The organism is Vibrio sp. MA40-2 (assembly GCF_047302445.1).
In the GTDB taxonomy this organism is placed as follows: Bacteria; Pseudomonadota; Gammaproteobacteria; order Enterobacterales; family Vibrionaceae; genus Vibrio.
In genome coordinates this window covers 1,381,228-1,395,065 of the sequence record NZ_CP178627.1, presented here as the reverse complement: position 1 = coordinate 1,395,065, position 13,838 = coordinate 1,381,228, and the positions used below count along the sequence as shown (strand labels likewise).

Here is a 13,838-nt window from a genome sequence, read left to right as displayed (position 1 = left end):
CTCTTTTTAGATCAAATACTGAACATACAACGAGATTGCCCATGCAACATAAACAAACCCCTCTAATTTCACCTGTTATTGGGACACAGCGCTATCTGGATAGCTTCCATTTTGGACCTGCAGGACAAGGGAAGAAAGCCTATATTCAAGCTTCGCTCCATGCGGATGAACTACCCGGTATGCTAGTTGTTTGGAAACTAAAACAACAATTGAAAAGACTCGAATCTCAACAATTGCTCGTTGGTGAAGTGGTTCTGGTTCCAGTAGCGAATCCTATTGGCCAGAACCAACATTTGATGGATGTACAGCTAGGTCGATATGAACTAGAACACGGTCAAAATTTTAATCGAGGTTATTACGATACCTTTTCCACAGTAAGCACAGCTGTAGAAAACAAATTAAGCGATGATCTCGAAGCAAATAAACATCTTATTCGCCAAGAAATTAACAATGCGTTAGAGCAGTGGCCAGTTAAGACCGAGTTGCATTCACTGCAAAAAACGCTGCAATCTTTAAGCTGCGACGCTGACGTTGTGCTCGATTTACATTGCGATTTTGAAGCCATGCTACACATTTACAGCACGTATTACTCTTGGCCAGCGATTGAACCCTTAGCTCGACTTATGGACTGTAATGTTAACTTGTTGGCCGATGATACAGGTGGCGAACCATTTGATTCTAGCCTTGATAGAGTTTGGCAACGCCTACACAACCAGTTTGGCAACCAAGTACCTCAAGGAGCTATTGGAGCGACGATTGAATTACGAGGCCAAGGTGACGTCACTGATGACTATGCAGACACAGACAGCTCGGCTATTTTACAGTATCTGCAAACACTCGGTATTCTTTCTGGCAATGATGTGCAACTGCCAAAAGACCAAGCGCCAAGTAGCGACCTTTCATCTGTTGAAACTCCTACTACCTCTCAAGGCGGTTTACTGGTATTGAAAGTACAACCAGGCCAATGGGTAGAAGCCGGCCAAGTTTTTGCTGAAGTGATTAACCCGATCACTGATCAGATCGAGTTAATTAAAGTAACACAAGCAGGGCGAGTGTATTCACGAACCAACCGTCGTACAGCAACAGCAGGAATGTTAGTTGGAAATATTGCAGGTAACAATGCTATCCGCAGTGGTTATTTACTCGCACCTTAATGGCTATAAGTTATAAGTTATAAGTTAAAAATTCTCAGCCGCGGTAAAAATATGGGCATTATGGATACTGCTATCTGAAGTGAGTCGAGATAATACAGCCGAAGAAACATCTTTACTGTCAATTTTTAGCAGTTTCACACCTTTCAGCTTATGCCTTAATGAAGTTCGATCGTTTAGCTTTTCAAATACGACTCTAGAAGTAAACGGTATCCTCGAGCTTCTACCTTGAATACCCATTGTTAAACCAGATAACAGCTCAACATTACCCTTAGTTGCTCCGTAAAGAATCGTTTGCGACACAGCTCGTTGACAATGAACACTGTAATCTACTATTTGAATCCGCTCACCAAGTAAAAAAACCATACCAACGAATTTGCCAATTTCATAACTTTCCAACATCGCTTGCTCAGGACTGGCTCTTTCATAGAAATGAGAATAACCAATACCATCTTTCATGCTTATACGAGCAAAACCTTTACTGATATATCCATCATAGGAAGGCGACATATAATAGTAGTAGTAATCGCCAAGGTAGCGTTGCAAAGAATCGCTAGATTGATGAATCATGTTCTTCAAATGCTGAGAATATCGTTCGCCTTGCGGAGAATTATCAACAATACCATGAGGAAGAAGCGCGCTTCTTTTACTCGATATCAGGGCTTTAAACTGTTCAGGCTCAAGATAAATTTCTTCAGTGTCGACACCAAAATAGTGACAAATTTTGCGTAAACTCTGCATTGAAGGTTGAGTATTACCATTAAGATACTTAGAAAATTGCTGCCGATTAATTTCTATCTTACGGCAACACTCTGCAACGCTTCCGACATAACTGCATAAAAGCCGAAGGTTGATAGCGAGATAGTCTGATTCCATAATAACCTGATAGTTTATAGTACGTTATTTACTCTAATAATTATTTGCTACTCAACGTTCTGCCTGAGTTAATTATTTCACCAACCACTTCAGTACCGATTGAAAAACAGCCCAAGAACACGAAAAATCAACCTAGAGTAAATGCTCATTGATATAGTTGATATTTATATCGGATATCCCATGCGATGTCGAGCCAAACCCCCTAGCCTAGATAAAACAAAGCTTTAGAACAAGGACACACACCAAATAGTATGAGAAAACGACTGAGTTTCTGTCAAGCTTGTTCAATTTCTACACACTCAATTTCCCTTAAATACTCAGCTTGTTATTGTGGTACAAAACACATAAGGACCACCATGACCACTGCACGAAAACAACTCATTTCTTTGGAAGCTACGCCTTATTACCATTGCGTCTCTCGGTGTGTTAGGCACAGCTTCTTATGCGGTTTTGATACCGTCTCCAATATCAACTATGAGTATCGGCGAGAGTGGGTTGAGCATAAAATACAAGCGCTGACTTATACTTATTGCGTTGATATTTGTGCTTATGCCGTGATGCATAATCACTATCATTTAGTCGCGCATATTAATCAAAACAAAGCGAAAGCGTTGTCTCAGGGAGACATTGTTCAACGATGGCAGCATCAACATAAAGTGCCCGTGTTAATTCAACGTTGGTTGAAAAATCAGTTAACCTGCCAAGCGGAGCAGAAAAAATGTGACCAAATAATTGAAGTATGGCGTGAACGATTATGGTCCTTAAGTTGGTTCATGAAAGAGCTCAACTACCATATCGCCTGTAAAGCGAATCAAGAAGACCAGTGTACCGGCCACTTTTGGGAAAGTCGGTTCAAAAGCCAAGCTTTGCTGGATGAAAAAGCCCTCGCAGCTGCAATGGCGTATGTCGACTTAAATCCAATTCGTTCTGGCTTAGCAAAAACAGTTGAAACATCGGAATACACTTCCATCAAATGTCGGTTAGAGGCATTGAGTAAGAACCGGTATACCGCACCGTGTTTGCATCCTTTTATTGGCAATTCTAACAACAAAATGATGAGTGGTCTGCCTTTCCGGCTCATCGATTACCTCGAATTAGTTGACTGGACAGCGAGGCAATTCCGAGAGAAAAAAGCATCAATGGATAAGACGTTACCATCTATTTTACAAAGGTTGAGTTTTAACCAGAAAAACTGGTTGCATGCTTGCACTCGACTGGAGCAAAAACGCTCAACAGCCATTGGCTCTGCGAGCAGCCTTATTCGAGCAAAGGCTGTATTTGATAGAAAAAAGATCCATACTTATAAGCTTGAATAAACACTAACACTCAATATTAACAACTTATCTCATGCCAATATAATGTTGGTCAATAACATTTCCTCTTTACTTCGTTATATCAATAGTTTTTCTTTTAGTGAATGATTATTTTATTCTCACCATGTATTTATACAAAAAAATTACTTATCTTTTAAATTCCCACCCTATTTTTAAATAAAAATAATCATATATATAGTGCATGTCCCTTATGAACTCTTATAAACTGGTGCATGTCCTTTATAAACTCCACATATTATAAATACAACAAATAAAATCAAGGTCATTAATATAAAAAAACAAAGATTTATAATAGATAATTATCTATAAAAATAATATATAACATATTGAAATTGAATCCATAAAAACAATAAATAAAAAACAATTTAACGGACAACATACTGTAAAGTATCAGAGCATTATTATTATTTGGATCAAAACCTAACATTAAAGATATCTTCATTCTTGTTTAGTTATTTATTGCATAAAATGAAAAGTTACAAACATAGTTTCAATAATTAACTTTTAAGTTTAAAAAGGCATAAGTTTATGTGTAAGAAAATAAATAATAATTTACGCTTCCCACTATTAATTACGTCAATACTAGTTACGGTAGGTTGTACGAATACCACACCTAAGGAAAATCAAGCGCCACAAATTGACAATACAGATCAAATCTCCGCCACGATGGATATGCAGCGAGAAAAAGAAGCACAGTTAAGGCAAAAAGAGATTGAATTAACTCGCTTAGAAGAGCAGCTCACACATCAATCACAATCCGAAGCAGAGCTAAAGAACTCAAACATCTCACATTTACCTCCAAACGCAAAAGCGGGCGAATGTTATGCTCGTGTCTGGAATGAGCCACAGTATAAAACTATAGAAGAGAAAGTGTTGGTTCGAGAAGAAACTGAAAAATTACTCACTACACCTGCACAATATACCTTTAAACCAGAACGTGTTCTTGTTTCTGAAGCAACAATCATGATGGTCCCTACACCTGCGGTCTACACAACTAAACAGGAAAAGATATTAATCAGTAAAGCGGATCGCAATTGGAGAACCGAACTATCCCCAACCGCTCCACTGGCTTCAGAAGAGATATTGAAACGTGCAGGGGCGAACGGCGTAGATCTTGACTCGGCTCAACCAAATATGTGCTTCCACGAACATTTGTTGCCGGAAAAATACGAAACAGTAAAAGAAAGTGTAATCGTTGGCGAAAAGTCAGAAAAATTAGAAATTGTTCCTGCAACTTATCGAACCGTTGAAAAAAAGACTTTGATTAAAGAAGCATCAACCAAGTTAGTTAATGTGCCTGCTGTTTATGAAACGATAACCGAACAGATCATTGATAAACCTGCACATCAAGCTTGGAAAAAAGGCACTGGCGCGGTGCAGAAAATAAACGAATCTACTGGAGAAATAATGTGTTTAGTGGATATTCCTGCAACGTATAAAACCGTTTCAAAAAGGATTCTTAAAACCCCAGCAAGAACCGAAACAGTTGATATTCCAGCAGAATACAAAATGGTCTCAGTTAAAGAAGTTGTTACCCCAACAAAAGCTAAGCGTATTCCAGTTGGGCCTAAGTATGATTACATCAGCAAAAAAAATAAAGTTAGCGACATTCAATATGTATGGCATGAGACGACCAACCAGTCTCTAACGAGAGAAACTCGTACTGGGCATAAAATCTGCTTAATCGATACACCTGCTACTTATAAAACGATTAATAAACAAGTAGTAACTCAAGAAGCAAGTGTCAAGAAAACGGAAGTACCAGCTAAGTATGAAATCATAAACGTTCAAAAATTAGTTAGTCCGGCTAAAGTAGAACAAAAAGTAACGCCAGCAGAATACAAAATGGTTAAACGTCAAGTTCTTGTGCAAGACCGCAATATGGAATGGCGTTCAATTCTTTGTGATACCAATATGACCACTACACGTATCAGTGACATCCAACGTACTCTTGCTGCGAAAGGATATAATCCTGGTAAAATAGATGGCGTAATTGGCGTAAATACGATGAAAGCGGTCAATGCCTTTCAACGTGACAACAATTTGCCTATTGATGAATATTTAAATATATCGACAGTAGAAGCTCTAGGTGTGTCGTCACATTAGAAACAAAAGCTCATAAACTAACAAAAGAGACAATTCTATTTCCACTAGCATTGTCTCTTTTTATATTCTAATAAAAACGTTATCTACTGGATGCTTAATTGTTTACTATACAAACTGAGTACAGGCCACAAACTCGGCGTACTAACCCAAACAGGGTTGCCATTCATTAAGCCATTATTTTCTAAAAAATCAGGTACGTAGCCGCCAGCTTCTTCAACCAACAACAAACCTGCTAATGCATCCCAGCTATTTAAATGGGCTTCAAAATATCCATGAACTAAACTAGATGCAACATGAGCAAGCATTAGTGCTCCTGCTCCAAATCGTCGGTGATCAATGCTATTCTCGTCCAATATTTTTAATAATTGCACTAACTCAGAAAGTGGTCTGCGGTTAGAATGACCAAGCCCAATAATAGCTTGGCCTTGCTCTTCATTATGCATGACTAAACGTTTGCCATTAAGCCAAGCACCTTGTCCTTTTTTAGCAGAAAAAAATTCATCTCTGTCCGGTGCGTAAATATAACCCAACTCAATTTGTTCATTATGTACATAAGCCACTGAAATACACCAATAATCCATACCTTGCATATAATTAGTCGTGCCGTCTATTGGGTCAATAACCCAAACTCCTTCATTACCTTCTGTAAGTCCACTTTCTTCACCTAAAAAGCCACTTCTGGGAAACAATTCTGTGAGAACATTTTTTATTTCTGTTTCCACAGCCAGATCAGCTTGCGTAACAAAATCATTTTTTCCTTTCGTTTCAATGGATAAACCTTGTTTACGCAAAGCACGCGCTTTATTGCCCGCGGCTCTAATTGCTTTTTCTAAAACCTCAAGTTTGTCGGCTATTTTCATATTATTTACTACTCTTTATCTATAAATGGAGAAGTGATTCTTACTACCAAATTTACTGGGATATATTCAATTCGTTGTTCGAGTTCTTCATTACATGCTCGGGTCTCTAAACACCATAGTGCTTTTTTCGCTGTTTTTTGAACATCGTGATTAATACTACTCAACCGATAACTGTATTGGTCGGCCAGTAATGTATTGTCGAAGCCTATAAGATGAAAATCTTTAGGTGCATCTAATCCATTTTTACGCATACCATCAAGAAAACCGCAGGCTAATAAATCGGTAGCACAGAAAACACCATCCGGTTTCTGACCAGACATAATGAGTTTATTTGCCGCACTAAAACCGCCTTCATATTCATTTCCTTCAGATTGAATATCCATATAGTGATGATGTTCATTTGTTAACCAGTCACAAAGTGATTGTCTAAACGCACGCCCTCTATCCAAACCTGACCAAGTAGAATGTTTATAGTTAAGCCAACCAATGGTTTTACAGCCGGCTTCTATTAATTGTTCTGCGGCGAGTTCGGCTCCCGTATCATTGTCAGAACAGACAACATCAACTCTCGGTAAATCAATTTTTCGATTAATACCAACGACAGGAATGCCAAATTGCAAACACTCTTTCACCAATTCTTCCGGAGGCTGGCCAGATGATACGATCACACCAGAGACTCGATATTGAGTGAAACGACGCATGGTTTCATCAAGCTCATCCCCTGGGCGGACTTCAGCAACCAAAGCTTGATATCCTCGCAGCTGTATTTCTGACAATAGTGCTTCCAATAAATGACTTCTAAAAGGATTGTTTACATGTGCGACAACAACACCAATTAACTGACTTCGACGCCGATTTAATCCTTGTGCTAGAAAGTTGACTTGATAACCTAACTTCTGTGCTGCTTTTAACACTTTTTGTTTGGTTACTTCGGAGACACTGCCATTTTCGGTAAATGTTCTAGACACCGCAGATCGAGAGACTCCCGCCAAATTAGCTACGTCTTGCGCAGTAACCACGCTGTATTTTTTTTTGCTGCTCAATGTCGTGTCCACCATTCTTTATATTTTCGAACAATCATACTGTTAAGCCGTCACTGCTGGATTTTCGCCTGTTGATGACGGTTTTAAACAGCGCGCGATATCTGATAAATCGATAAACAGGCCATCTCGGCTTACAAACAATGATTCAATACCAGTGGTACTTTTTATTATTTCGGACAAGGATTCATCCCAACAATGATAAAGGCCAAGATAACGTGTCGCGGTTTGCTCAAGTAAAGCTAAACAACTTGAGAAGTCACCATGTGACGAACTGTCATCAAGAGAGATAAACGACGCGCATTCTTGAAACGATAAATCAGCATGTTTCATCAAATTAATACTAGCAGCTGTCGGCCTACCATCACCGCTATAGAATAGCCGATGGCCATCTACCGATATCTGTATCGCTTTGTTAGATACTTCATGTTGCGTGTTTGCGGTCGCTATTTGCCATTCTTGCCACGAAAAGTGGTCGCTAATCATTTGCCAATCAATATCAAAACACAGATCATTAGATGGCCAGTTTGCAAATTCAGCTAAAAACTTTAGTGGTGCTAGCTGTTCGGGCTGACAAAAAATCGTCACCGGTTCGGTGCGATTAAAACTTTTCCAGTAATTCACAAGGGCCGACAATCCAGTGCAATGATCCGGATGAATATGAGTAAAATAGATTACCTGTATATCGTTAACAGCCATATCTCGGTTAAATAACGCACGCGGTACAGTCGGACCACAATCGATAAGCCATTGTTTTCCTGAATTATCCTCTACAAGCAACGACGATGTATTATTCACTTTCGAAAAAGCACTACCACAACCAATAACTTCAATTTTCATTGTTTACACCAAACTTTCTTTTTTCGTTAATGTAATTGTCACAAAGTGAGCTCAAAGTACATTCATATGATGTCTGTTAAGTTTTACATTTTTTTTACACATTAATGAACACGTGTTCATTAATGTGTAAAAAAACAGTCAAACATCACAGATTAAGTTTTATACAGAGCGGATTTGGAGAAAGCAATGACCAGTTTGGACATTCAGGGTTTAAGTGCAGGATACGGAGACAAACAGATACTATCAGATATTAATTTATCGGTTAAACAAGGTGAAATGATCGCACTACTAGGTCCTTCTGGCTGTGGTAAAACCACATTATTGAATGCACTCTGCGGTTTTCATCCTGTTTCTAACGGACACATTAAGCTAGGCAGTAAAGATATAACTCAACTACCAGCAGAGAAAAGAAACATAACCATGGTATTCCAAAGTTATGCGCTTTGGCCTCACATGACCGTGGCACAAAATATCGGTTATGGTCTAAAAGTTAGAAAAATCTCGGCAGATCAAATTGATAAGAAGGTGGATGAGTTTATTAAAATCGTCAACCTAGATGGGTTAAAAGATCAAAAAGTCACCGATTTATCCGGCGGTCAACGTCAACGAGTTGCATTAGCTAGAGCACTGGTTATCCAACCGGATATTTTGGTGCTGGATGAACCATTGTCAAATCTAGATGCAAAAGTTCGACTTCAAGTTCGTCACGAGCTTAAAACTTTACAAAAACAGTTTGGCTTTACTTCGTTAATCGTCACGCACGACCAAGAAGAAGCACTAGTAATGGCAGACAGAATAGCGGTTTTAAATCAAGGTAAAGTGGAACAATTAGGAACATGCGAACAGATTTATCATCAGCCAAAAACACCTTTTGTTGCTGACTTTATGGGCGCTGACAACCAGATTATTTGGCATAAAGAAAACCAAGAATGTCAAATCTATTTCCGAAGTGAGAAAGCACAACTCATACATCAACAGAGCAATAAATATTGTCGTTCCCTTGATCAAGCAAGTGGCCTTGAGCTATCAGGAAAGGTTATCCAAAGTGCCTTTTTTGGCCACAATTATCGTGTCAGCGTGGAATGTGACGGCCAAATTATTCACGCGGTTCATCCGACTCATCTCGAACACGGTTTACACGTTTCATTACAGGTACCTCATCGTTCGTTGCATATTTATTACGCAGAACACTAAGTACCAACAATTTAAGTAATAACGATCCACCAATAACCAAGCAGTATCTATTTAACTAACCAACAGTATCTACATAAATTAAGGATTAGCTATGTTTGTAAAACCCAATATGACTTTGCTTTCAGCAATGGGTGCAGTACTTTTTTCTGGGATGAGCCAAGCGGAAACAACATTAAACGTTGCTTCTGCAGGAAGTCAAAATATGGTTGAGTATGTAAAAACCTATTTAGCACCAAAGTTTGAGGCCACCCACCCTGGCGTTAAAATCAACGTGATTGGTACAGGTCCTGGTGATGCAGGTTCTCATAAGATTCTTGAGAAACTTTCTGCTCAAAGTAAAAGTAACCTAGACACTTGGGATATAGATGTCGCTGTAGTGCACCAAAAAATCGGTGGTGAAATGGTTCAACAAGGATTATTGAGCCAATACCGAAACGACGTAACTACCGGAGCAATGGTCACTCGTGATAGTGCAAAAAACGCATTAGGCACTAATGTTGATGGATACGTAATGCCAATGTTCCATAGCCAAACTGCGATTGCTTACAACAGTGACCTCGTTCAAACTCCACCGAAATCATACGACGAATTGGTTCAGTGGGTTGAGAAAAACCCTAAAGCGTTTGGCTACAATGGTATTAAAAATGGGATGTCGGGCGTAAGTTTTGTAACTGGTTGGATTTATGCCTACGGTACCGATGCCGACAAACTTTCCAGTCAACCTTACGACAGCAATGTACAGTCAGAATGGAACCCTGCATTTGATAAATTGAAACAATTTAACCAAAAAATCACCTTCACTCCGGGCAACGCCGGTACATTAGACATGCTAAACCGTGGTGAGATTTTTATGGGGCCTGTTTGGGTAGATATGTTCTATAGCTGGAAAGAACAAGGAAAACTTCCACCATCAATGAAACTGTCTCTTATTGCACCGGGTATGCCTGGTCAACCTATGTATTACGTTGTTCCAGAAAAAGCCGCCAATGAAAAACTGGCTCGTGAATTTATCCAATTAGCCACGAGCCCAAATATACAAGCCGAAGGTATTGTCGAGCGCTTTAATTGGTATCCAGGTATTGATGCGAATCACGTCAAAAAACACTTAGACCAAAAAGTTTGGCAAAAACTGTTTGCCGAAATCACACCTGACGACCTTGCCAACTTCGGCAAAAGCTTCCCTATCGCTCCCTACTTTGATGACATTAAAGAAGGTTACGAGCGTAAAGTTTCAAACTAAAAGCGAATAAACACCTTATGCTCAGGAGGACATACACTTCCTGAGCATTATTTATCACGGTAACGTCCACTGGAAATGTTATGCATTACAATCCAATAAAAAATATCTGGCTAGTTTTACCTGCGGCTTCCATGGTCGCGCTCTTTTTTCTCTATCCATTAGCCTTTTCTCTTTTTTCGGCCTTATTCACCGATCAAGGTCACTTCACCTTTGAGCATTTGCAAAATGCGATAGAGCTGTACTCAAATGACATTCTATTTACGATAGTTATTGTCTTTTTTTCTGTCGTTATTTTAGCGGTATTATCCATTCTAATTTCAGCTATATTGCGTCTTTCTCCGTTTACTACTGTCGTGAAATTACTCGGTATTCTGTATCGACTGCCCTTGTTCATCCCTCTAATTGTCACGGCCCAGATGATGAGGACCTTTCTAGCTAAAAATGGTTTGATGAACAACGCCTTGATTGAAATTGGACTATTTACTCCGTTGGAAACCATCTCTTTTCTTGGTTGGAGTGGAATAATCATTACGTTTGTATGGAAACAAATTGCTTTTTCCACACTGCTTATTTCTGGTTCCATGTCAGCAGTGGATGAAACTCAGATAAGTGCAGCAAGAAACTTAGGTGGTTCGAGAATCCGCATTCTATTTACAATCATTCTGCCGCAAATTATCCCATCCATTGGCGTTGCCATGGTGCTGTCAGTGGTAACAATGATGTCCGCACTATCTGTACCTCTAATGATTGGTACCGGCACACCAACAATGATGACTGCTGATATGGCATTTCGAATTAATTCTTATGGCGACTATCACACTGCAAACGCACTAGGGCTTATCTCTTATTGTATATGTGCCTTTTTTGCGTGGTTCTATCTTCGTCAAAATCTTAAAGATAAGGCTGGTTTATAATGAATGTTGAACAAACAATGAAACCATTACCTAGCATGAATCGCTTGCCACTTACCAACTGGTTACGTTTAGATGCCTTCCCACAGTTCATTTTTGTACTATGTCTTGGGTTAGTGATGTTTGGTCCGATTATCAATTTACTCATATGGACAGTAACAGAAGTATGGTATTTCCCGCATTCATTGCCTTCTGAATGGGGTTTTAAATACTGGAATCAAGTATTTAGCCCTTACAGCAATATTTCTGGGTCATTAACAACTAGTATCTGGATAGCGCTGACAACCGTTATAGTCTGTCTTGCTGTCTCTATTCCAGCAGGTTATGCGTTGTCCCAACAGAAGATGCCCTTTCGAGTGTTGTGGATGCTGCTATTTCTGATCCCTCAAGCGTTTCCGAACCTGACGGTATATATGAATATCGCACGAATATTTTATGATTTTGGATTAAACGGGTCTTTTCTCGGCGTGGTATTAGTTCACAGTGTACATGGTTTAATGTTTTCCGTTTGGATAAGCGTAGCCGCTTTTTCTGGAATTGACCCTCTCATGGCTAGAGCATCAAGAAACTTAGGCGCAGGTCCAATCTATACTTTTTTCCATGTCACTCTACCCCAAGCAACACCCGGAATAATAGCCAGTGGGATTTTTGTCTTTTTAGAATCGTTGGATGAATTTACCGGAACATTTTTCGTGGGTGCACCAGATATCACAACACTGCCTCTGCTTTTGTACACGGCAAGTATGGAAGGGAACTACCAAATTGCATCGATAACTGCGCTTATTTTATTGATTCCGTCAATATTATTCATATTTATAATCAATAAATTCATTAGTCCAGAAATGCTAGCAAAGATAGGTAAATAACCTTTAATTAGGTGTGTGTCCCTTTATACCTTTAGGTGTGTGTCCTTTTATACATTTATAAGTAATGAAGGATGAGGTGTATGTCCCTTTATTCGTTGCAAACAAAAAAACGGCACCAGTTATTTGGTGCCTGTCCTTTTATTACTGGCTTTTATTACTTGAATTAACTGCTATTACTTGTATTAGCCTTTATGAGTTGGAGCGGTTAATTTGATCTTGCAGCAGGTTTTGATACGCCACTTCATCAAGAGGCATTTCTACTGATGTGTCGGTGAGAAAGGAAAATGTCATGCTATTAGCCAACTCTAAAGACTTAATTCCTTCTTCTGCTGGAGCAATAAGTTGGACGTTTTCATCTAAAATACATCGACAAAAATTGTCTAAAATGGCCTGATGCTCCTGAATTGTCGGTTCACCTAAAGGGATGGTTATATCCTGAGCTTCTGGCTTAGCAAACCCTTGTTCCGCTTCACGACTAAATTCGCTCAAGCTTTGCATATTGCGAGTAAAGAGCAACTGGTGATTTTCAAACACTAGTCGACCTAGTTCACCAGTTATCTCTAAACGATTAGTTCCAGGAGCTTCACCAGTAGAGGCAATAAACACACCTGTCGATCCATTTTCGAATTCACAATACGTTGTTATGTCATCTTCAACTTCGATGTTGTGGTATTTACCAATCTGGCTAAACGATCTAACTTTTGTTGGAAGTCCAAAGAACCACTGAAAAAGATCGAGTTGATGGACGCATTGATTAAGAAGTACGCCTCCTCCCTCTCCTTTCCACGTTCCTCTCCAATCACAAGAGTCATAATATTGTTGCGTTCGGAACCAATCAGTAATGATCCAATTAATTCGACGAATTTCACCCAGTTCACCATCATCAATCAATTGTTTGATTTTTTGGTGAGCGGGTATCGTCCTCTGATTAAACATGGCAGCAAAGCGAAGATCTCTATGTTCGCGATGAGCAGCAATCATCTTCAAACCATCGGCTTTATGTACAGCAATTGGTTTTTCTGTTAATACGTGCAGCCCAGCTGCAAGTGCTTTTATGGCTATGCTTGGATGATCGTAGTGTGGGGTAGCAATAATAATAGCGTCAATATTACCGGAGTTAATCATCTCATCAACATCATAATACGGTTTGGCATCAAATTTGTTAGCAAATTGATCGGCTTTATTTTTCCTCAACCCACAAATCGCAGTAAGATTTGCTTCCGGTATCATCTTGAGGCTAGCAGCATGTTCGCTACCCATCATACCGATACCCACAATACCTATGTTGATCGTTCTATTCTGCATAACCAATGCCTCCATGCTGACTGAATTATTTTTCTATTGAAGCGAATAAATTAAATCAAAAGGGGCAGTTTTCGTTTTGCTTAATGATGCAAATATCAAAACCTACCCCTTTCTT

12 protein-coding genes are annotated in these 13,838 nt (G+C 39.3%); 7 read left to right on the top strand and 5 right to left on the bottom strand.

Annotation, left to right across the window (positions count from 1 at the left end; all coding sequences use genetic code 11):
- Positions 1 to 41: 41 nt before the first annotated feature.
- Entirely contained in the window at positions 42 to 1,154 is a 1,113-nt protein-coding gene (locus tag ACLKML_RS06165; RefSeq protein ID WP_413282836.1) for a succinylglutamate desuccinylase/aspartoacylase family protein, read from the top strand.
- A 24-nt stretch (positions 1,155 to 1,178) separates the two neighbouring features.
- On the opposite strand, the gene ACLKML_RS06160 is transcribed toward ACLKML_RS06165, so the two are convergent.
- On the bottom strand, positions 1,179 to 2,027 hold the full coding sequence (locus ACLKML_RS06160) for a helix-turn-helix transcriptional regulator (RefSeq protein WP_413282835.1): 849 nt from the start codon (positions 2,025 to 2,027) through the stop codon (positions 1,179 to 1,181).
- A 356-nt stretch (positions 2,028 to 2,383) separates the two neighbouring features.
- Here ACLKML_RS06160 and ACLKML_RS06155 point away from each other — a divergent pair, with 356 nt between their 5' ends.
- Together ACLKML_RS06155 and ACLKML_RS06150 are read left to right on the top strand one after the other, a co-directional pair.
- Positions 2,384 to 3,343: a transposase gene (locus ACLKML_RS06155; RefSeq protein ID WP_413282834.1), complete on the top strand. Its 960-nt coding sequence runs from the start codon at positions 2,384 to 2,386 to the stop codon at positions 3,341 to 3,343.
- Positions 3,344 to 3,889: 546 nt separating this feature from the next.
- Complete coding sequence (locus ACLKML_RS06150) at positions 3,890 to 5,467, top strand: peptidoglycan-binding domain-containing protein (RefSeq protein ID WP_413282833.1); 1,578 nt, start codon at positions 3,890 to 3,892, stop codon at positions 5,465 to 5,467.
- 83 nt (positions 5,468 to 5,550) lie between these two features.
- On the opposite strand, the gene ACLKML_RS06145 is transcribed toward ACLKML_RS06150, so the two are convergent.
- Genes ACLKML_RS06145 through ACLKML_RS06135 form a run of 3 tightly spaced genes read right to left on the bottom strand, consistent with a single transcriptional unit; the run spans position 5,551 to position 8,207 of the window.
- A complete protein-coding gene (locus tag ACLKML_RS06145) occupies positions 5,551 to 6,327 on the bottom strand; it encodes an inositol monophosphatase family protein (protein ID WP_413282832.1) in 777 nt (258 codons plus the stop codon).
- Between the two features lie 8 nt (positions 6,328 to 6,335).
- Positions 6,336 to 7,370 (bottom strand): LacI family DNA-binding transcriptional regulator, encoded by a 1,035-nt coding sequence (locus ACLKML_RS06140; RefSeq protein WP_413282831.1) that lies wholly within the window; start codon positions 7,368 to 7,370, stop codon positions 6,336 to 6,338.
- A 42-nt stretch (positions 7,371 to 7,412) separates the two neighbouring features.
- Complete coding sequence (locus ACLKML_RS06135; RefSeq protein WP_413282830.1) at positions 7,413 to 8,207, bottom strand: MBL fold metallo-hydrolase; 795 nt, start codon at positions 8,205 to 8,207, stop codon at positions 7,413 to 7,415.
- 186 nt (positions 8,208 to 8,393) lie between these two features.
- On the opposite strand from ACLKML_RS06135, the gene ACLKML_RS06130 reads away from it, so the two are divergent.
- The 4 genes from ACLKML_RS06130 (at position 8,394) to ACLKML_RS06115 (ending at position 12,418) form a co-directional block, all read left to right on the top strand.
- Positions 8,394 to 9,401, top strand: a complete 1,008-nt coding sequence (locus ACLKML_RS06130; protein ID WP_413282829.1) for an ABC transporter ATP-binding protein — start codon at positions 8,394 to 8,396, stop codon at positions 9,399 to 9,401.
- A 91-nt stretch (positions 9,402 to 9,492) separates the two neighbouring features.
- Positions 9,493 to 10,641: an extracellular solute-binding protein gene (locus ACLKML_RS06125; RefSeq protein ID WP_413282828.1), complete on the top strand. Its 1,149-nt coding sequence runs from the start codon at positions 9,493 to 9,495 to the stop codon at positions 10,639 to 10,641.
- Positions 10,642 to 10,721: 80 nt separating this feature from the next.
- Positions 10,722 to 11,555 carry an ABC transporter permease gene (locus ACLKML_RS06120; protein ID WP_413282827.1) on the top strand — a complete coding sequence of 278 codons (834 nt, stop codon included), beginning with the start codon at positions 10,722 to 10,724 and terminating at the stop codon, positions 11,553 to 11,555.
- Positions 11,555 to 12,418: an ABC transporter permease gene (locus ACLKML_RS06115; protein ID WP_413282826.1), complete on the top strand. Its 864-nt coding sequence runs from the start codon at positions 11,555 to 11,557 to the stop codon at positions 12,416 to 12,418. The genes ACLKML_RS06120 and ACLKML_RS06115 overlap by 1 nt, the downstream gene beginning before the upstream one ends.
- Before the next feature lie 189 nt (positions 12,419 to 12,607).
- Here the strand turns inward: ACLKML_RS06115 and ACLKML_RS06110 are convergent, their stop codons facing one another.
- On the bottom strand, positions 12,608 to 13,723 hold the full coding sequence (locus ACLKML_RS06110) for a Gfo/Idh/MocA family protein (RefSeq protein ID WP_413282825.1): 1,116 nt from the start codon (positions 13,721 to 13,723) through the stop codon (positions 12,608 to 12,610).
- Positions 13,724 to 13,838: the final 115 nt, after the last annotated feature.